At 71.5% G+C, this 19,622-nt stretch carries 17 protein-coding genes and 1 pseudogene; 12 read left to right on the forward strand and 6 right to left on the reverse strand.

Annotated features, from left to right (window positions below; translation table 11 throughout):
- Both E1182_RS19335 and E1182_RS19340 read left to right on the forward strand, forming a co-directional pair.
- The coding region (locus E1182_RS19335; RefSeq protein WP_165942665.1) for an HAD hydrolase-like protein at window positions 1–166 on the forward strand (166 nt) is incomplete at its 5' end.
- A 180-nt stretch (window positions 167–346) separates the two neighbouring features.
- Window positions 347–1,273 carry an RIO1 family regulatory kinase/ATPase gene (locus E1182_RS19340; RefSeq protein ID WP_132267271.1) on the forward strand — a complete coding sequence of 309 codons (927 nt, stop codon included), beginning with the start codon at window positions 347–349 and terminating at the stop codon, window positions 1,271–1,273.
- Between the two features lie 48 nt (window positions 1,274–1,321).
- Here E1182_RS19340 and E1182_RS19345 read toward each other — a convergent pair whose 3' ends face one another.
- Entirely contained in the window at window positions 1,322–1,570 is a 249-nt protein-coding gene (locus tag E1182_RS19345; protein ID WP_132267273.1) for a DUF2630 family protein, read from the reverse strand.
- 471 nt (window positions 1,571–2,041) lie between these two features.
- Between E1182_RS19345 and E1182_RS19350 the strand changes: the two genes are divergently transcribed.
- The 5 genes from E1182_RS19350 (at window position 2,042) to E1182_RS19370 (ending at window position 7,687) form a co-directional block, all read left to right on the forward strand.
- Window positions 2,042–3,637, forward strand: coding sequence for a prenyltransferase/squalene oxidase repeat-containing protein (locus tag E1182_RS19350; protein WP_132267275.1), 1,596 nt, complete (start codon window positions 2,042–2,044; stop codon window positions 3,635–3,637).
- Between the two features lie 89 nt (window positions 3,638–3,726).
- Entirely contained in the window at window positions 3,727–6,198 is a 2,472-nt protein-coding gene (locus tag E1182_RS19355; protein ID WP_132267277.1) for a nitrate- and nitrite sensing domain-containing protein, read from the forward strand.
- A gap of 85 nt (window positions 6,199–6,283) precedes the next feature.
- Window positions 6,284–6,706, forward strand: coding sequence for a roadblock/LC7 domain-containing protein (locus tag E1182_RS19360; protein WP_132267279.1), 423 nt, complete (start codon window positions 6,284–6,286; stop codon window positions 6,704–6,706).
- Window positions 6,707–6,711: 5 nt separating this feature from the next.
- Window positions 6,712–7,098, forward strand: a complete 387-nt coding sequence (locus tag E1182_RS19365) for a DUF742 domain-containing protein (RefSeq protein ID WP_132267282.1) — start codon at window positions 6,712–6,714, stop codon at window positions 7,096–7,098.
- Window positions 7,079–7,687, forward strand: a complete 609-nt coding sequence (locus E1182_RS19370; RefSeq protein WP_132267284.1) for an ATP/GTP-binding protein — start codon at window positions 7,079–7,081, stop codon at window positions 7,685–7,687. Before E1182_RS19365 ends, E1182_RS19370 begins: the two co-directional genes overlap by 20 nt.
- Window positions 7,688–7,747: 60 nt before the next feature.
- On the opposite strand, the gene E1182_RS19375 is transcribed toward E1182_RS19370, so the two are convergent.
- The 3 genes from E1182_RS19375 to E1182_RS19385 all read right to left on the reverse strand — a co-directional run bounded on the left by E1182_RS19375 (window position 7,748) and on the right by E1182_RS19385 (window position 12,218).
- A complete protein-coding gene (locus E1182_RS19375) occupies window positions 7,748–8,839 on the reverse strand; it encodes a winged helix DNA-binding domain-containing protein (protein ID WP_132267286.1) in 1,092 nt (363 codons plus the stop codon).
- Window positions 8,840–8,987: 148 nt separating this feature from the next.
- On the reverse strand, window positions 8,988–11,843 hold the full coding sequence (locus E1182_RS19380; protein WP_132267288.1) for an aconitate hydratase: 2,856 nt from the start codon (window positions 11,841–11,843) through the stop codon (window positions 8,988–8,990).
- A gap of 195 nt (window positions 11,844–12,038) precedes the next feature.
- On the reverse strand, window positions 12,039–12,218 hold the full coding sequence (locus tag E1182_RS19385; RefSeq protein WP_207921450.1) for a hypothetical protein: 180 nt from the start codon (window positions 12,216–12,218) through the stop codon (window positions 12,039–12,041).
- A gap of 63 nt (window positions 12,219–12,281) precedes the next feature.
- Between E1182_RS19385 and E1182_RS19390 the strand changes: the two genes are divergently transcribed.
- The 4 genes from E1182_RS19390 to E1182_RS19405 all read left to right on the forward strand — a co-directional run bounded on the left by E1182_RS19390 (window position 12,282) and on the right by E1182_RS19405 (window position 15,205).
- The gene (locus E1182_RS19390) at window positions 12,282–12,944 is read left to right on the forward strand and encodes a hypothetical protein (protein ID WP_132267292.1); all 663 of its coding nucleotides are present in this window, start codon (window positions 12,282–12,284) and stop codon (window positions 12,942–12,944) included.
- A gap of 37 nt (window positions 12,945–12,981) precedes the next feature.
- Window positions 12,982–13,371, forward strand: a complete 390-nt coding sequence (locus E1182_RS19395) for a hypothetical protein (protein ID WP_132267294.1) — start codon at window positions 12,982–12,984, stop codon at window positions 13,369–13,371.
- A gap of 201 nt (window positions 13,372–13,572) precedes the next feature.
- The gene (locus E1182_RS19400; RefSeq protein ID WP_132267296.1) at window positions 13,573–14,274 is read left to right on the forward strand and encodes a cellulose binding domain-containing protein; all 702 of its coding nucleotides are present in this window, start codon (window positions 13,573–13,575) and stop codon (window positions 14,272–14,274) included.
- Window positions 14,275–14,533: 259 nt separating this feature from the next.
- The gene (locus E1182_RS19405) at window positions 14,534–15,205 is read left to right on the forward strand and encodes a cellulose-binding protein (protein WP_132267298.1); all 672 of its coding nucleotides are present in this window, start codon (window positions 14,534–14,536) and stop codon (window positions 15,203–15,205) included.
- 296 nt (window positions 15,206–15,501) lie between these two features.
- Here E1182_RS19405 and E1182_RS19410 read toward each other — a convergent pair whose 3' ends face one another.
- Window positions 15,502–17,325, reverse strand: a complete 1,824-nt coding sequence (locus E1182_RS19410; protein WP_132267300.1) for a hypothetical protein — start codon at window positions 17,323–17,325, stop codon at window positions 15,502–15,504.
- Between the two features lie 521 nt (window positions 17,326–17,846).
- Between E1182_RS19410 and E1182_RS19415 the strand changes: the two genes are divergently transcribed.
- Window positions 17,847–18,413, forward strand: coding sequence for a hypothetical protein (locus E1182_RS19415; RefSeq protein WP_243706309.1), 567 nt, complete (start codon window positions 17,847–17,849; stop codon window positions 18,411–18,413).
- A 261-nt stretch (window positions 18,414–18,674) separates the two neighbouring features.
- On the opposite strand, the pseudogene E1182_RS19420 reads toward E1182_RS19415, so the two are convergent.
- Window positions 18,675–19,622, reverse strand: a pseudogene (locus tag E1182_RS19420) (hypothetical protein); the annotation flags it as partial.

Here is a 19,622-nt window from a genome sequence, read left to right on the forward strand (position 1 = left end):
GTGGGTGGTGGGGGACAGCCCCGAGGCCGACATCGGTGGCGCGGCCGCCGTCGGCCTGCCCAGTGTGTGGTTGCACCGAGGCCGGAGCTGGTCGGACACCCGATTCGCGCCGACCCGGATCGTGGACTCGCTGATCGCCGCCGTCTCCGTGGTGCTCAGCAGCTGAGCGGACCGGCCGCCGGGTTAATTCGGTTGACCCGCGCCGTCGGACGCCACCAGCATGGGGGCCGCGCGAGACGCGCGTACCGGGCGGGTGCCCGGTCGAGGAGAGGAGGTCGGTCATGGCCGTCATCGCAGGGTCGTACCACCTGCCTCCACCAGCCTCGATCAAGGGATCACCAGTCACGTGCGTGAACACGACCTCCCGGCGCCGCGGCGCCGCGGCCGCGGCAAGAGCCGCTTCGACGACGACGAACCACAGTTCCTGAAGCGTGGCCGGGCCGAGCGGCCCGTCCTCGCCGAGCCCGACCCCGACGCCCAGCCCGACCAGCCCGACCGCTGGTCGTCCTGGGATCAGGCCGTGCACGGACCCGAACCCCACCCGGACTGGCTGGTCACCGAACTGGCCGCCCGGGACACCGAACTCGGTGTGCTGAAGACCGGCAAGGAGGCGGACGTCCACCTCGTCCGCCGGGCTGTGCCGGGCACCGACCGCTCCTGCCTGTTGGCCGTCAAACGCTACCGGGATCCGCAGCACCGCCTCTTCCACCGCGACGCCGGCTACCTGGAGGGGCGCCGGGTCCGGCGCTCCCGGGAGATGCGGGCCATGACCGGCCGGACCGCGTTCGGGCGGCAGATGATCGCCGGGCAGTGGGCGGCGGCCGAGTTCGCCGCACTGGCCCGGCTCTGGGGGATCGGGGCCGCCACCGGCCGGATCACGGTGCCGTACCCGGTCCAGTTGATCGGCACCGAGCTGATGCTGGAGTTCGTCGGCGACCCGGAGGACGGCGCGGCGGCACCCCGGCTGGCCCAGCTTCGCCCCGAGCCCGCCGAGCTGCGTGACCTCTGGACGCAGTTGGTCGACGCGCTGGTGGTGCTGGCCCGCACCGGGTACGCCCACGGTGACCTGTCGCCGTACAACCTGCTGGTGCACCGGGGCCGGCTCGTCATGATCGACCTGCCGCAGGTGGTCGACGTGGTGGCCAACCCGCAGGGGCCGGAGTTCCTGGCCCGCGACGTACAGGTGGTCGGCGCCTGGTTCGCCGCGCGGGGGTTGCCGGACGAACCGGACGAGGTGACCGGGATGCTGCTGCGCGAGGCCGGCATCCGGTGAGCCGGGGGTGCCCCGGGAAGCACAACCCGGGGCATCTCGCCCGTCGCCCTACTGGAGGTAGCGCTCGACCTCCGGCAGCGGCCGCTCGCCCTGGGCGTCCGGGTCGCCGTGCGCCCGGAGGGCCGCCCGGCGGCGCCGCAGCAGATCCCAGCACTGGTCCAGCGACTCCTCCAGCGCGCGCAGGCGTTCCCGGGCCTCGTCGTCGGTGCCGGCCTCGTTCTCCTGCGCCGTCGAGCGCAGCCGGTGCTCCTCGTCGACGAGTTCGGAGATCCGGTTCAGGATGGTCTTGTCGTCCATGCCCCTGAGCGTGGCACAGGGTGTGCGCACGCGCCCGGGTTTGCCGGCCCGACCGCGTCGCCGGTACGCGCGGCGCACCGGACGGATCGGCCCGCCGGTGCCCCCCGCGAGGTGGAACGCGGCGAGAGCCGGCCGGACGAGGGTGGCCGGCGCGAGATTCCGCCGATGATCCGGTGCCTGCCCCGCGTCGCCGTTCAGGTCGCCGGCGAACCGCGTCGTGCGGTGCCACCTGCGGATCTTCCGTGCCGGACGAGAGCTTCCCGCAGTCCTTTGTGGAGCGGAAGCCGCAGGAGGTGAGATTTCCTCCGGCGGGATGTCTGGAAGAAGCCCGTGGTCGATGGCATGCTCTGCGTAACCGTGACACGCGATGACCACGGGGGCACGCTGCGCAGTGCCGGCATCGAGGCGGAGGAGGCCGGTGCACGTGATCCGGGGCAGGTCGGCTGACGTCGACCGACATCGGGAGGTGCCATGAACGCTGAGCCGCTCGTCCGGGGCGACGCGACGTTCGCGACCACCGCCGCCACAGCGGCCGGGTTGCTCGCCGGGATGATTGTCCGGCCCGCCGGCCGGACCTCGGTGTCGGCGTACGAGACGGCCCGGCTGGTCTCCCTCGCGCCGTGGCTCACCCGGCACGCCGACCGGGTCCGGTACCTGCTGGCGACCCAGCGGCCGGACGGCGGTTGGGGCGGCCCCGAGGGCTACGCCCTGGTGCCCACGCTGAGCGCCGTCGAGGGCCTGCTGGCCACGGTCGACCGGGACGCGCCGGTCGGCTGGTCGGTGGACGGGGTACGGCAGGCCGTCGATCGGGCGTTGCGCCTGCTGCACAGCGGGGCCGGCCCTGCGGCGTACCCGGTGCCGGACCTGCCGGCCGTGGACCTGACGGTGCCGGTGCTGGCCGAGCGGATCGGCGAACGGCTGACCCGCCCGTCGGTGGCGCTGGACCGGTGGCGAGGCGCCGGCCCACCACCACTGCCCGCCGGCATGGGCCGGGGACGGCTGGACCGGGTACGCCGGCTGGCCGCGTCCGGCACCGCCATGCCGGTCAAGCTGCTGCACGCCCTGGAGGTGCTGGGCCCCGCCGCCCGGCAGCTGGCCGGCGTGGTCCCCGCCCCGGCCGGTCCGGTCGGTGCGTCCCCGGCCGCCACCGCCGCCTGGCTCGGCGGCCAGGACGACAGGTGGCCGGCGGCCCTGGACTACCTGCACGGGGTGGTCGCCGACCACGACGGTCAAGCCCCCTGCGCCGCCCCGATCACCGTCTTCGAGCGGTCCTGGGTGCTCAGCAACCTGGCCCGGGCGGGCGTACCGGTCGAGGTGCCGGCGGCCCTCGTCGCGAGCCTGCGCGACGCGGTCAACCCACACGGCGCGGCAACCGGTCCCGGCCTGCCCACCGACGCGGACACCACCGCCGTGACCCTGTATGCGTTGGCCCGCCTCGGTCACCGGGTCGGTCTTGCCTGCCTGTCCCGGTACGACACCGGGGCGCACTTCTGCACCTGGGAGGGGGAGGACGGTGCCTCGGTGACCACCAACGCCCACGTGCTGGAGGCGTTCGGGTGGCAACTCGGCCACGGCGAGCCGAACACGGCGACGGTGGTCCACCGGCTCACCGGCTGGCTGCTCGACCAGCAACAACCCGGTGGCGCGTGGACAGACCGCTGGCACGCCTCCCCGTACTACGCCACCTGCTGCGCCGTGCTCGCCCTGCACGACCACGGCGGACCGCGGGCCCGGCCGGCGGTGCGGCGGGCCGTCGACTGGGTGCTCGCCACCCAACGGTCGGACGGCGGCTGGGGGCGGTGGCAGGAGACGGCCGAGGAGACCGCGTACGCCCTGCACATCCTGCTGACCGCGGCGGCCGACCGGGAGGCCGGGCCGGCGGTGAACCGGGCCGTGAGCCGGTTGTCCGTGTTGGACGACGCATGTCCACTGTGGCATGACAAAGACCTCTACCACCCCGTCACGATCGTCCACTCGGCCGTCGTCGCCGCCCGCGTCCTGGCGGACGGGCGCCGTCGCGCCCGCCCCCTCACCCGGACCGTCCCCCGATCGGCACTGCTTGAGTAAGGTTCCGGACACTGCTAGCGTGCGCCGGGGCTGGCATCGCACTTTCGGCCGATCCGGAAGGTGCACAAGGACCGGCGAGGGACGGTGTGATGGGTTCCCGCAGCGCAGGTGTGCGTACCAGGGTGGTGGCGGTGCTGGTCGCACTGGCCGCGCTCTGGGCGTTCGCCGCCTGGGTGACCCTGCGGGACGCTCACACCGTCCTGAGTGTGCAGACGCTCGAGGCCCGGGTGGCCGAGCCGGGTGAGGCACTGCGCACCGAACTTCAGCGGGAGCGCCGGCTGTCGCTGGTCTACCTGGGCCGGCCGAGCCAGGCGCAGGCGCAGGCGCTGGGCGCCCAACGCCGCAGTAGCGAGGAGTCGGCCGCCGTCTTCGCCGAGTCGGCCCGAAGCTGGCGGGTCCGACTCGCCTCCTCCGCCGAGTTGACGCGGCGCATCGACGAGGCGACCACCCGGCTCGACTCGCTGGCGCCGATCCGGGACGCCGTCGCCGACCGCGCGGTGGACCGGGCCGGCGCCGCCGAGGCGTTCACGGCCGTCGTGGACTCGCTGTTCCGGGTGTACGCCGGCTTCGACCGGCTCGACGACGCGCGGATCGCCGAGGACACCGCCACCCTCATCCACCTGGTCCGGGTACGCGAGCTGATGTCCCAGCAGGACGCTCTGCTCGCCGGGGCGGCTGCCACCGGCCGGGTCAACGACCGGGAGTACGCCCAGTTCGCCCACCTCGTCGGGGCGCAGCGCTTCCTGGCTGCCGAAGCGCTGGCCGAGCTGCCCGCCGCCGACCGCGACCGGTACCTCACCATGCTCCGGGGCGAGTCCTTCACCCGGCTACGGACCCTGGAGGACCGGCTGATCCGCGACGGCCGCCCCAACGGCCCGCTGCCGGTGGACGCGGTCGACTGGCAGGCGGCCGTCGACGCGGCCCTCGGCGAGCAGGAAGTGGTGGTGCTGGCCAGCGCACGGGCGCTCGTCGACCGGGCCACCCCGGTGGCGATCTGGGTGATCGTCCGGACCGTGCTCGTCGCCGGCCTGGGGCTGATCGTGGTCATCGCCTCGATGGCCGTCTCGGTCAGCACCGCCCGTACGCTGGGTCGGCGGCTGGCAGCGCTCCAGGCGGGCGCCCTCCGGCTGGCGACCGAGCGGCTGCCTGGCCTGGTGGACCGGCTCGACCACGGTGAACAGGTCGACCTGGCCCCACCGTCAGCACCCCTGGACACCGGCGACGACGCGATCGGTCAGGTCGGCAGGGCGTTCGACGTGGCGCAGGAGGCGGCGGTGCGGACCGCCGTCGAGCAGGTCGAGCTGCGCCGCGCCGCCCGGGCGGTGTTCCTCAGCCTCGCGCGGCGTACCCAGGCCCTGGTCCGTCACCAGCTCGCCCTGCTCGACGCGATGGAACGGCGGGTGCACGACGCCGAGGAGCTGGAGGACCTGTTCCGGGTCGACCACCTGGCCACCCGGATGCGGCGCAACGCCGAGAACCTGATCGTGCTGGCCGGCTCGACGCCGGGCCGCGCCTGGCGACGCCACGTACCCGTGGTGGACGTGATCCGGGGCGCGGTCGCCGAGGTGGAGGACTACACCCGGGTCGACGTGGCGCCACTGGGCCCGGTGTCGCTCGCCGGTCGCGCGGTGGGTGACGTCATCCACCTGCTGGCCGAGCTGATCGAGAACGCGCTGACCTTCTCCCCGCCGCACACCCCGGTCGAGGTGCGCGGCCAGCAGGTGGCCAACGGCTTCGCCGTCGAGATCGAGGACCGTGGCCGCGGCATGAGCACGGCGGAGCTGACCGAGGCCAACCAGCGGCTCGTGGACCGCGCGGAGCTGAACCTGGTCAACACCTCGCGGCTCGGTCTGTACGTGGTGAGTCGGCTCACCGAGCGGCACGGGGTCCGGGTGCGGCTCACCGAGTCCCCGTACGGGGGCGTCACCGCGGTCGTGTTCATTCCCGGTGCGCTGGTCGAGGTCGGCGAGGACGCCCCCGGCGGCGCGGCACCGGGGCGGACGGGCGGGCAGACCTCTGTACGCGGCGACGACGGGGACCCGGTCGGTGAGTTGGAGCTGCCGGTACGGGCTCGGCGGGCCTCCACCTCGGAGCGTCCCGCCGACGAGCCGGAGCTGCCGAACCGCACGAAAGCCGGCTCGGCCCGGGCGGCGCTGCACGGCCCCACCGTGCCGACCGCGCTGTCCACCGTCCGGCCGGCCCCGGCCCTTGCCGGCGCGGACGCCGCGGTGGGCGGGTCGGGGCAGCAGGCCGGTGTGGTCGGCACCGAACCTGGTCGGGTTCGCAGCGACTGGCCGGTGACCGACCTGGGGCTGCCGATGCGGATCCGGCAGGCGAGCATCGTGCCGGAACTGCGTGGCGGGCCACCGGGCGAGGCCCCGGAGCGGGGTACCGGCGAACTGCCGCCGCGCCCGCCCGAGCAGGTGCGCCAGATGATGAGTTCGTACCAGACAGGCACCCGCCGCGGCCGGACCGAGGCCGCCCGACTTCTCGGCGGGTCCGCCTCCGCCGGGGCGCGCACGGGCGGTGGGCCGGGCCCCGGCAACGGGTCGGAGACGTGACGCCGGCGCGCCGGCCAGACCGGATGCGACGGCACACGACAACGTGGAGCGATGGCGACACCAACCGGGGGAGATGAGGACACGAGTGGCGCAGAAAACGGGTTCGGGTACCGACCTGACGTGGCTGCTGGACGATCTGGTCGGCCGGGTGAAACAGGCCGAACACGCCGTGGCACTCTCCTCGGACGGGCTGCTGATGGCCTCGTCACGGGGACTGAGCCGGGACGATGGCGAGCATCTGGCCGCGATGGCGGCCGGCATCCAGAGTCTGGCCCGGGGAGCGGGCAAGCGGTTCGGTGGCGGACAGGTCCAGCAAACCATCATCGAGATGCAGTCGTCGTTCCTGTTCGTCACGGCGGCCGGGCGCAACGCCTGCCTGGCGGTGCTCGCCGCCGAGGACGCCGACGTCGGGCTGATCGCGTACGAGATGGCGATGCTGGTGACCCGGGTGGGCACGTACGTCGCATCACCCACCCGCGGGCTCGAGCAGTCAGCCGGCGGAGAGTAAGCAGGATGGCGGCCGAGGACGGTTCCGCCGAGGACAGGTGGGTCGACGACCACGCGGGTCCGGTGGTCCGCCCGTACGCGATGACCGGCGGACGGGCCCGCCCGGTGACCGGCACCTTCGATCTGATCTCCCTGGTGACGGCGACCCGGTCGGACGCCCGTGGCGAGTCCGGGCTGGGCCCGGAACACCTGGCCATCGTCGCGCTCTGCCAGCGGATGCAGTCCGTGGCGGAGATCGCCGCCCATCTCGACCTCCCGGTGGGCACCGTCCGGGTCCTCCTGGGCGACCTGATGGCCCGCGACCTGGTGCGGGTCCGGCCGCCCGGGGGCGGCGCCGGCGTACCCGATGACAGCGTTTTCGAGGCGGTTATCAATGGACTACGGGCACTCTGAGCGGGCGGCCGGCGCGCCGTCCCTACCCACCGCGGTCAAGATCCTGATCGCCGGGGGGTTCGGGGTGGGCAAGACCACACTGGTCGGCGCGGTGAGCGAAACCAAGCCGCTGCGCACCGAGGAGGTGCTCACCGAGACGGGCGTCGGGATCGACGACCTGTCCGGCGTGGAGGGGAAGACCACCACCACGGTGGCGATGGACTTCGGCCGGATCACCATCAGCGACGACCTGGTGCTCTACCTCTTCGGCACTCCGGGCCAGGACCGCTTCTGGTTCGTCTGGGACGAGTTGGCTCTCGGGGCGATCGGCGCGGTCGTGCTGGCCGACACCCGGCGGTTGGCCGACTGCTTCCCGTCCATCGACTACTTCGAGGAGCGTGGCACGCCCTTCGTGGTGGCGGTGAACTGCTTCGACGGTGCCCGGCAGTATCGGCTGGACGAGGTGCAGACGGCGCTGAACCTCGACCCGGGGGTGCCAATGATGCTCTGCGACGCGCGGCGGCGGGAATCGGTCCGGGACGTGCTGGTCACGCTGCTGGAGCATGCGATGAAGACCTGGGAGGCCCGCCACGGTGGCATCGAGGGCTGAGCGGGCGACGCTGCCGACTCGTCGACGGACGGCACGCCGCTGTGCCGGCTCGATCCGTCGCTAGCCGTCGAAGTCGACGCCGGTGAGCGCGACCGAACGGTACGCCGCCAGGCGTTCGGCCTGCGCGACGATCGCGCGGCGTCGACTGTCGGGCAGCTTCTGCCAGGGACGGACGGCGACGGTCATCCGGCTGCCGGACTTGCGGGCTCGCCAGGTGCCGACCAGTTCGCCGTCGGCCAGGACGGCGCCGGGTCGGCCCAGCACCGGCCACAGCTCCTTGGCGTGCGCGGCGTCCGGCACCAGGGTCGCCCGGTCCCGAGCCTGCAGGAAGAGATCGAACGGTCCGAGCAGGCGGGCCCCTGCCGCGTCGGACGACGTCAGTGCCCGCTCGTCGGCGGTGAGCAGCGAGCGGGTCTCGCCCTCGACCGTCACCTCGACGACGTCCTCCGGCCAGCGTGCCTTGACCTCCTTGACCGGGGCGTCGAGGTAGGTGGCGACGTCCTTGTAGGTGGCAGGGCCGAGCAGCCGGAGGTAGGCCCGGATCACATCCAACCGGTCACCGGCCGCGTCGGCCTTGGTGAAGTCGGGGATGCGCTCCAGCACCGGCGGCGACGTGCCGGGCCGCAGCTCCAGACCGGCCCGCAGGGCGGCCAACCGGAACGGCATCTCGTAGAGGTGCGTCGCCTGGCACGGCCGGCAGAACCGCAGATAAGGCTCGGGCAGCACCTGTGCCAGGCGACCGGAGACCTCACCCTTGACCGTCGGCCGGGTGACGACGGACCGCATCTGCGCGGCCACCTCGTCGAGGGCGGCCAGGACGCCGATGCCGGCGGCCCGCAAGGGCTTGGCGGCGTCGTAGACACGTTTGCCCGCGTCCGCGTCGGACCACGGCTCGACCGCGGCTGCCACCTGCCCCACGTCGGCCCGCCGGTAGAGGTGGGGCGCGCCGCGGACGGTCCACAGCAGGACCAGGTCGTCGACGGACGACGCGGCTGCGTCGACCCCGCGCAGGGCCAACGCCCAGCCACCGCCGTCCGGGCCGGTGTCCTGCACTCCGATGTCGAGCACGGCGGTGTCCGCCAGGGTGCCCTCGGCTCGGGTGAGTTGTTGGGCCTGCACGCGGAAGCTCATCACCTGGCGGCGATCGACCATTCCGCCACCCTACGCGCGGCCCCCGACAATCGGGGCGACCGGAGCGCACCCTGCTGATCACGATCGCCGAGGGCGAGCAGCTACCGGCGGAAACGCCATGGCCCCCTCCCGCTGGTCGCGGGAGGGGGCCGTGGAGACGCTATGGACGTCAGCCCGCGATCATGCGGCGCAGCACGTACTGCAGGATGCCGCCGTGGCGGTAGTAGTCCGCCTCACCGGGGGTGTCGATCCGCACCACGGCGTCGAACTCCACACCGGTGTCGGTGGTGACCTTCACCGTACGCGGGGTCCGGCCGTCGTTCAGCTCGGTCACACCGGCGATGGCGAAGGTCTCGGTGCCGGTCAGGCCCAACGAGTCGGCGTTCTCGCCGGTGGGGAACTGCAACGGCAGGACGCCCATGCCGATCAGGTTGGACCGGTGGATCCGCTCGTACGACTCGGCGATGACCGCCTTGACGCCGAGGAGCATGGTGCCCTTGGCTGCCCAGTCGCGCGACGACCCGGAACCGTACTCCTTGCCGGCCAGGATGACCAGCGGGACGCCGGCCTCCTGGTAGGCCATCGAGGCGTCGTAGATGGAGGTCTGCTCGCCGGTCAGGTGGTTGACCGTGAAGCCGCCCTCCACGCCCGGAACGAGTTGGTTGCGCAGCCGGATGTTGGCGAACGTGCCCCGGATCATCACCTCGTGGTTGCCCCGGCGGGAACCGTACGAGTTGAACTCGTGACGGGCCACGCCGTGCTCGGCCAGGTACCTTCCGGCGGGGGAGTCGGCCTTGATCGAGCCGGCCGGGGAGATGTGGTCGGTGGTGACCGAGTCGCCCAGCCTGGCCAGTACCCGGGCACCGGCGATGTCCCGCACCGGCTGTGGGTCCTTCGCCATGCCCTCGAAGTACGGAGGCTTGCGGACGTAGGTGGACTCGGCGTCCCAGGAGAAGGTGTCACCGGTCGGGGTCGGCAGCGACTGCCAGCGCTCGTCGCCGGCGAACACGTCGGCGTACGCCGCGCTGAAGCCGGCCGCGCCGATCGCCGAGGCGATGACGTCCTGGATCTCGGCGCTGCTCGGCCAGATGTCGCGCAGGAAGACCGGGTTCCCGGCGGTGTCCTCGCCGATCGGCTCGTTGGCCAGGTCGATGTCCATCGTGCCGGCCAGGGCGTACGCCACGACCAGCGGCGGGGACGCCAGGTAGTTCATCTTGACGTCCGGGTTGATCCGGCCCTCGAAGTTCCGGTTGCCCGACAGCACCGACACGACGGCCAGGTCGCCGTCGTTGACCGCGGCCGAGACCTCCTCCGGCAGCGGGCCGGAGTTGCCGATGCAGGTGGTGCAGCCGTAGCCGACCAGGTTGAAGCCGAGCTTCTCCAGGTACGGGGTGAGGCCGGCGCGGTCGTAGTAGTCCATGACGACCTTGGAGCCCGGGGCCAGGGTCGTCTTCACCCACGGCTTGCGGGCCAGGCCCTTGTCCACCGCGTTGCGGGCCAGCAGCGCGGCCCCGATCATGACCTGCGGGTTGGAGGTGTTGGTGCAGGAGGTGATCGCGGCGATCACCACCGCGCCGTGGTCCAGCTCGTACTCGACGCCGTCGGTGCCGGTGACGCGGACCGGGTTGCTCGCGCGTCCACCCGCGCCCACGGCGGCGGTCTGCAGGTCGCGGGGGGCGTCGGCCGGGTCGTTGACTCCGTTGGCCGGCGCGTCGCTGGCCGGGAAGGACTCGGCGCTGGCCTCGTCGGCCGGACCCTCGGTGCCGAACGGCTGCTCCAGCTGCGGCACGCCCGGCTTGCGGCCCGGGTCGCCGCCGGTCTCGTCGGCGGCCACGTAGTCGCCCAGGGCTGCGCGGAACAGCGTCTTGGCGCTGCCCAGCGGCACCCGGTCCTGCGGCCGCTTCGGGCCGGCCAGCGACGGCTCGATGGTGCCCAGGTCCAGTTCGAGGCGCTCCGAGTACTCCGGCTCGGCGTCCGGGTCGTGCCAGAGGCCCTGCTCCCTGGCGTACGCCTCGACGAGCGCGACCTGCTGCGGGTCCCGGCCGGTCAGCTCCAGGTAGCGGACGGTCTCAACGTCGATCGGGAAGATCGCGACGGTGGAGCCGTACTCCGGGGACATGTTGCCGATGGTGGCCCGGTTGGCCAGCGGCACGGCGCTCACGCCCGGGCCGTAGAACTCGACGAACTTGCCGACCACGCCGTGCTTGCGCAGCATCTCGGTGATGGTGAGCACCAGGTCGGTGGCGGTGGTGCCGGCCGGCATCTCGCCGTGCAGCTTGAAGCCGACGACCCGCGGGATGAGCATGCTGACCGGCTGGCCGAGCATCGCGGCCTCGGCCTCGATGCCGCCGACGCCCCAGCCCAGCACGCCCAGGCCGTTGACCATGGTGGTGTGCGAGTCGGTGCCGACCACGGTGTCCGGGTACGCCTGGCCACCCCGTTCCATGATCGTCCGGGCCAGGTACTCGATGTTGACCTGGTGCACGATGCCGGTGCCGGGCGGGACGACCTTGAACTCGTTGAAGGCGGTCTGGCCCCAGCGCAGGAACTGGTAGCGCTCCTTGTTGCGCTGGTACTCCAGCTCGACGTTGCGCTCGAAGGCGTCCTCACGGCCGAACAGGTCGGCGATGACGGAGTGGTCGATGACCAGCTCGGCCGGCGCGAGCGGGTTGACCTTGGTGGCGTCGCCGCCGAGGTCGCGCACGGCCTCCCGCATGGTGGCCAGGTCGACCACGCAGGGTACGCCGGTGAAGTCCTGCATGAGCACCCGCGCCGGGGTGAACTGGATCTCCACGCTCGGGTCGGCGGTGGGGTCCCAGGCGCCGAGTTGGCGGATGTGGTCGGCGGTGATGTTCGCGCCGTCCTCGGTCCGCAGCAGGTTCTCCAGCAGGATCTTCAGGCTGTAGGGCAGTCGGTCGTGCCCCTCCACCTTGTCGATCTTGAAAATCTCGTAGCTCGCGTCTCCGACGCGTAGCTGGGTCTTCGCACCGAAGGTGTCGAGGCTCGCCACGTCGTACTCCTTCACACCAGCGACCGTGAGTAGTCCTGAGCAGTCTGTCGCACCGGTCGGGGCGCCGCCGAGGTTAGGTGACACTTACCGCCGATTCACGTCATCAACAAAACCGTACGTCCGTCTTGCTTTTGGCGCAAGCTGCGCCGCCGTCGGTTCGACCCCGGCGGACGGGCCGGCGCACAGCCCTCGTCGGCCCGTCCGCCGGGGTCAGGCGGTCCCGTCGGCCGGCGTGCTGCCCCCGCCGGCCTGCGCGTGCCGCTCGCGCAGCCGGTCCCGGATCTCCTCCGGTGTGTACGCCCGGCGGCGCCGCTCGGCGCGGGCGATCACCACGCCGGACGCCGCGACCCCGGCCAGGCCGGCCAGACCGAGCACCTTCCACCACCGCATCCGTTGCCGCATCGGCCTAGGGTAGTGGTCCATGAGCGAACGCAGCACGGGCGGCGGGGCGGCATGAGCATCAGCCTGGACGAGGCCGTGGACCTGACCCGCACCGGTGACGTGTGGGTGTTCCGCGGTAGCAGCGTGCCCGACCGGGCCATCCAGCTCACCACCAACAGCCCGGTCAACCACGTCGGCATGGCCGTGGTGCTCGACGACCTGCCGCCGCTGATGTGGCACGCCGAACTGGGCCGGTCGCTGCCGGACATGTGGACCGGCGCCCACCAGCGTGGCGTACAGCTGCACGACCTGCGCGACGCGGTCTGCGTCTGGGCCAACCGGTACGGCCAGCGGGCCTGGCTGCGCCAACTCGAACCCCCGGCCGGGCCGGAGCACGAGCAGGCGGTGCTGCGCACCATCGCCCGGCTCGACGGCACCCCGTTTCCGAGCACCGCCCAACTCGCCTGGCGGTGGGCGCGGGGACGGGTGCCCCGGGTGCGGCTGCCGCACCCCGGCCGGCCGGAGGTGTCCCGTGCGCCGGTGCCGGACCGGGCGTTGGAGACCGCGTACTGCGCCGAGGTGGTGGCGGTGACCTACGAGGCGATGGGGCTGCTGCCGCCCGGCCGACGACCGAACTGGTACGACCCGGGTCGGTTCTGGAGCGGTGACGACCTGGACCTGACCGGCGGGGCCCGGCTCGGCGAGGAGATCGAGGTGCGCATTCCGCCGCGGTGAGGTTTGCCGTGCTCGGCGGCCGGCAATCAGTGAGCCCGTGAGCGCCTCCACCTCCCTCGGCACCCTGACCGACTTCTTCGACCGGTACGGCGTGGCGCTCATCGTCGGTGACCTGCCCGCCATCGCCAACTGCTACGCGCTGCCCGGGCTGGTGGTCGCCGACACCTACAGCTTCTCGTTCTCCAGCATCGCCGCCGTCGCCCTCTCCTTCGTCGGTGCCGCGCCCGACTACCAGCAGCGGGAACTCGTCGCGGCGAACGCGCTCATCGAGGACGTCGAGCCGGTTTCCGCGCTGCTGACCATGGTGGCGGTACGCTGGGAGTTCCTGGACAGCCAGGGCCGGGCGGTGACCGGCGAACGGTACCGGTACCTGCTGCGGGCCAGCGCCGACGGGCCGCTCATCTGCACGGTCGTCCGTACCGGCTGATCCGCCCGACCGGTCCGTCGGCCGCAACCCCGCTGTGCCTGGCATGATTCGACCGACCGACCGGCCGTACCGTATGGACAGCAGGCGGGATCACCCCTTTCCGGCAATGGCGAAGATCGGTACGCTCTCGGGCGGCACCGATGAAGGAGGGGCATGTCCGGCAGGCGTCGTGCACGATCACCACTCGGTGGTCTGCTGCAGATGGCATGGTCCCCCTGGGTGGTGGTCGTCGCCGGGGTGATGGCACTGCTGTCGTTGCAGGTTGTCGCGCTGCTCTCCGTCCCCGGCGGGGAACGGTTCCACACCCGGCCGCCGGAGCCGATGCAGACCATCCCGCTACCGGACCTACCGCCCCCGTCGGCGCCGACCCGGGTCGCGGCGACGCTGCCCCTGCAGCCGTTGCCCGGCATCACGCCCCGGCGCACCGAGCCGTCCGTCGGCGGGGGCGGCACCGGCATACAGACGCCGCCGGCCGGTGGCGGTGGGCAGCCTGGCTCGGTCCCGCCACCGGTGGCACCGGCGCCGTCCACCAAGCCGCCGGCGAATCCGTCCACCCCCGGTTTCCCACCGCCGGCCCCCGCGCCGTCGGTGACCGGCCGTTACAGCAAGCTCAACGACTACGGTGGCGCCTTCATCGGCGAGGTGCTGTTGACCAACACCACGTCCGGGGCTCGGTCGTGGACGGTCCGGCTGGTGCTGCCGCAGGGCCGGCTGGTCACCGCGTGGGTGGAGGGCGCGCCGCAGGGGTCGGCCCGGATGTCCGGCGGTGTCTTCACCTACACCAGCGGGGTGAACCTGGAAGCCCACGCCACGGTGCCGTTGCGGTTCCATTTCGAACACACCGGCGGTAACAACCGCCCGAGCAGCTGCACGGTCAACGGCGTCGCCTGCTCCGGGCGCTGATCCGCCCGTTGCCGTCCCAGCCGACCCGCTCGGCCGGGTATCGCCCCCGGTCAGCGGGTCGTTCGGTCCCCGGGTCGAGGTTGCGGTCATCCGGTCGGTCGGGGTTCGCCGAGAGTCCCGTCGGGAATCCCGTCTGTGGGATTTGAGCTGGTAGCTTGGCGCCTACCCGACGGTAACCAGGGTCGGCTGATCGGTTGCGTACTCCCCGCGCCGCCGATCGTCGTCATGCTCCCGGGACGGGACCGACCAGGGAGAACTCATGTCCGGTACACCGCACCCCCGAGCCGCGTCCCTCCGCTCGCTGCCCTGGCTCGTGGTGATCCTCGGAGTGGCCGTCATGGTTCTGCTCCTGGTGGTCGCTCTGGGTACGACCGGCGGCCGACGACCGGTAGCCGACCTCCCGCCGCCCGCTCCGGCCATGTCCATGCCGACGCTGGCGGCTGCTGTGCCGTCGATGCGGGCGAACACCGACACCGCGCCGGCGGTGCCGGGGCTGCTGCCCCGGTCGAACGCCCCGGCCAGCCCCTCGGCGTCGAGCCCGTCAGCCACCCCAGGTAGGACCGGTGGCGCGTCCCCCACGGCATCAACCCCGCCGGCGTCGCCGTCCCCGAGACCGTCCGTGTTCGGCCGGTTCCGGATGATGGCGGACTACGGTGACGGTTACGCCGGTGAGGTGCTTCTGGTCAACACCACGCTGCGACCCCGTTCGTGGACCGTCCGGCTGGTGCAGCCCCGAGGTCGGCTGGGGGGCATCTGGGTGGAGAGCGCGCCGCAGGGCACCACGCAGGTGCGCGACGGGGTCCTCACGTACACCAGCGGAGTGGACCTGGCCCCGCGTACCTCGGTCCAGTTGCGGTTCATCTACGAGTACACCGGTGGCGTGAAGCCGTCAGGCTGCACGGTGAACGGCTTTCCCTGCTCGGGTCTCTGATTCGGCCCCGGTCCCGGCCGGTGCCGCCCGGCCTCGATCACTCCCGGCTTGGGTCAAGCCGCGGTCCGCATTCCGTGATCGGTGGTGTCCTGACGCCGGGATGCCCCGGTATGCCGCAGACAGATTTTGATCATCGAATGGTCGGTGGTGGTCGGACACGGGTCGAAGTCGCTCCGAGATTGATCCTGGTCAATCAGATGTCGCCCGCTGGCCGACACGCGGGGCGGAACGGTGAAGGCCCACACGCGTACCGGCCCCCGGCTGGTGGCCGGGGGCCGGGTGGTTGGTCTGGTTGGTTAGTTGAAGCAGTTTTTGACGGTGCCGGCGCAGTTGGTGGGGTCGTTGTTGGTGATGGTGGTTTTGTGGTCGGTTTCGGTGGTGCCGTTGTTGTTGAGGATGCCGCCGGCGACGCGGTGGGTTTTGCTGCTGTCGGTGGCGGTGTTGTTGGTGATGGTGGTGGTGGTGAGGTTGGTGGTGGCTTTGTTGTTGAAGATGCTGCCGCCGTTGAGGGCGGTGTTGTTTTTGGTGTTGGTGTCGCGGAGGGTGAGGGTGGCGTTGGTGGTGTTGGTTGGTGGTTTGTTGTGGAAGCCGGGGTCGATGGTGGGTTGGTGGGTGTCGCCGTTGAAGATGGCGCCGCCGTAGCGGCCGGCGGTGTTGGTGGTGATGGTGCTGTGGGTGATGGTGGTGGTGGCGTCTGTGTGGTTGTCGGGGCGGCCGGTGGTGGTGTGTGTGGTGCCGGTGTTGAGGATGGCGCCGCCGTCGAGGCTGGCGTGGTTTTTGGTGATGGTGGTGTGGTCGAGGTGCAGGTCGGTGTCGGCCGCGTAGACCCCACCACCGCTGTGGCAGGCCTTGTTCTCCTTGATGTGCACCCGGGAGACCTTGACGAAACCGCCGGCGGTGAAGACGCCGCCGCCGTTGTGGTCGGCGGTGTTGCCCTCGATGGTGCTCTGCTGGATTTCGACCGTGCCGGCCTTTCCCTGCGTCTGCGCCTGGGCACCGGTCTTGGCCCTACCCTGGCCGTTGGCGACGGCTCCGCCGTTGCCAACGGCGGTGTTGTGACCGAGGCGGGTGTCGGTGATCTGCAGGACGCCGGCGGTGAAGATGGCGCCGCCGTCGTGCCGGGCGTGGTTGTTGTTCAGCTTGCTGTCGTGGATGTCGACCCGGCCGTAGTTGGCGATCGCCCCGCCGTTGCCCTCGGCGTTGTTACCGACCAGAGTGGTCTTGACCAGGCGGGCGGCACCACCCCGCTCCACCAGCAGCGCGCCCCCGTCGGAGGTGGCGTCGAGCTGTCGGCTGGAGCCCTGTGGGGTGCTCGCGGCGTGGGGGGCGTTGCCTGCCTGTGGTGCACTCGCACCCTTCGGGGCGGCCCCGGTATTCGGAACGCTCGCGGCCTGCGGGGTGGCCACCTGCGCGGTGCCCGGGGCCACGCCCTGACCAGCGGCTAGCTGCGGGCCGGGAACCTGGGGAGGCTGCCCCACCGTGGGCTGTCCGGTCGTGGGCCGGGCGGCATTCGGGGCCTGCGGCCCGGCGGGGGTCTGCGAGCCGCGCGACCCGCCGTACTTGAAGGAGGCGGCGTTGCCGCCCTTGAGGGTGAGGTCCCGCAGCGTCAGATCGCCGCCGTCGGCGACCCTGAACAGCCGGAAGTTGGTCTCGGCGTCCCGCGTGATCGTGGCGTCCTGCCCCTCGATGGTGATCTCTTGCTGGATCGTCGGCAGGGCCGAACCGGTCTCCCGGTTGTAGGCGCCCAACTCGTAGGTGCAGTGCGGGGCCAGCCGCAACGTGCCGCCGTGGTTCCGGTTGGCCAGGTCGATCGCCTCGATCAGCTTCTCCTCGTCGCAGGGCACCTCGCGGACCTTCCCGTGGTCCCGGTCCCGAGCGCGTGTGTCCCGCTCGTCCCGGTGGCGATCGCCCTGGTCGTCCTTGAGCTGCTGCGCCGTCGACCACTTGACGTCGGCCAGCCGGTGCGGCCCGATCACCCCGGTCGTCGCGTACGACACCCCGGCCAGACTGACCGCTCCGGTCAGGCCGGCGACCCCGGTGGCGAGCCAGCGCCGGCGACGGCGGGTCGCGGACGTCGAGTCACGAGCGTCCTCATCGTTGTTGCGCAGGTAGTTGGACATCGGAGCACTCTGCCCTCTCTGTACCAGACAAGGCCGCCTCGCCGCGGCGAGGCGGCCTTGGCCACAAATCGGTTGTAGCTGCTGAATAACAACGTATGGGAGCTTTATTCATCTCGCGGCTATACACGAAAAAAGCCCGCATTGTGGATGTTGACGTACGGGTGGGACAGCGGTGTAGCGGTGTGCTGTCCCGGACATCGGCGGCATGGGAAGGTGCAAAGGCGGCCGGGAAGGCAGTGCCCGCAAAGTCGTTCAGCTGATGCCGAGTGGGCACGTCGTTCGGCGGTCCCGGTGCGGGGCATGGATAGACTTCGTTGTCACGGGCGACCGGCGAAGCATCCGGTGGTGAGGAGGACCCGATGACACCTCGACCGTGTACGGATGGCACGTTGCGGCATCTGTCCGTGGATCTCGACGACGCGGCCGGCGGGGACGGCGGGAGTACGGGTCTCACGCTGTGTTCGACTCCGGAGCGTCCGGTCTGGGGCAGTGATCAGTGGGCGATCAACATTGCGTACGACATGCATCTCAGTGACACCGGCGTCGACATCGCCGCGTTGCCGCCGTGTGTGGAGTGCCTGCGGTTGGCGGAGTTGCTGGCCGACCCCGACACGGCGCCGCCGCTGCATCGGAGAACTCCCCGGCCGGACTTCGCCCGCGGGTTCACCGGCGATGAGATTCGGGCCATCCTGCGCACCGACATCGCCACCGGCGCCTCACTCGGCCGGCGGGCCGCCGTGCATCTGCTGACCTTCACCGCGGTTCCGGACCAGCCGGGCTTCGGTGACCTCGTGGGGATCCTGGACCTGGTGTGGGACATGGGTGACACCGTGCGGATGGGGCAGGTCACCGATTGGGCGGAGGTGGTCGGCTTCGCCGCGGCCGCCGACGTGCCGGACCGTGACCGACGGATGATCGCCGTGGCCGCGAGCCTGGCCGGTGGGCCGCCGGTCGGCCTCGAAGCCGCCGTCAGCTTCGTCGATGATCCGGCGGCGGCCCGGCGGGTGATCGAGGCGATCGCGATCGCCACGGGTCACGGCGATCGGTGGGAGCTCACCGAGAGGCCGGCCCCGAGCGCCCACACCTGACCGCGCGCCGGAGATGCCTTGCGCAGCGCCCCGTTCCTGAGTCCGGTCGGCGGCTGCCCGGCCAACACAATTCCCTGCGCCGGTTTCCGAGCGGTCCTCTCGGTCCCGCCAACGATCCGGGCCGCTGGCCGACTTCATTCGCGATGATCGATGACATCCCGGCGAGGGGATCATTCGCCCTGCCGCAGGCGGGCTGGCTGGCAGTGGCCCGGCCCCTGGCCCCCGGCTGGTGGCCGGGGGCCGGGTGGTTGGTCTGGTTGGTTAGTTGAAGCAGTTTTTGACGGTGCCGGCGCAGTTGGTGGGGTCGTTGTTGGTGATGGTGGTTTTGTGGTCGGTTTCGGTGGTGCCGTTGTTGTTGAGGATGCCGCCGGCGACGCGGTGGGTTTTGCTGCTGTCGGTGGCGGTGTTGTTGGTGATGGTGGTGGTGGTGAGGTTGGTGGTGGCTTTGTTGTTGAAGATGCTGCCGCCGTTGAGGGCGGTGTTGTTTTTGGTGTTGGTGTCGCGGAGGGTGAGGGTGGCGTTGGTGGTGTTGGTTGGTGGTTTGTTGTGGAAGCCGGGGTCGATGGTGGGTTGGTGGGTGTCGCCGTTGAAGATGGCGCCGCCGTAGCGGCCGGCGGTGTTGGTGGTGATGGTGCTGTGGGTGATGGTGGTGGTGGCGTCTGTGTGGTTGTCGGGGCGGCCGGTGGTGGTGTGTGTGGTGCCGGTGTTGAGGATGGCGCCGCCGTCGAGGCTGGCGTGGTTTTTGGTGATGGTGGTGTGGTCGAGGTGCAGGTCGGTGTCGGCCGCGTAGACCCCACCACCGCTGTGGCAGGCCTTGTTCTCCTTGATGTGCACCCGGGAGACCTTGACGAAACCGCCGGCGGTGAAGACGCCGCCGCCGTTGTGGTCGGCGGTGTTGCCCTCGATGGTGCTCTGCTGGATTTCGACCGTGCCGGCCTTTCCCTGCGTCTGCGCCTGGGCACCGGTCTTGGCCCTACCCTGGCCGTTGGCGACGGCTCCGCCGTTGCCAACGGCGGTGTTGTGACCGAGGCGGGTGTCGGTGATCTGCAGGACGCCGGCGGTGAAGATGGCGCCGCCGTCGTGCCGGGCGTGGTTGTTGTTCAGCTTGCTGTCGTGGATGTCGACCCGGCCGTAGTTGGCGATCGCCCCGCCGTTGCCCTCGGCGTTGTTACCGACCAGAGTGGTCTTGACCAGGCGGGCGGCACCACC

The organism is Micromonospora sp. KC721, assembly GCF_004348355.1.
Classification (GTDB): domain Bacteria; phylum Actinomycetota; class Actinomycetes; order Mycobacteriales; family Micromonosporaceae; genus Micromonospora.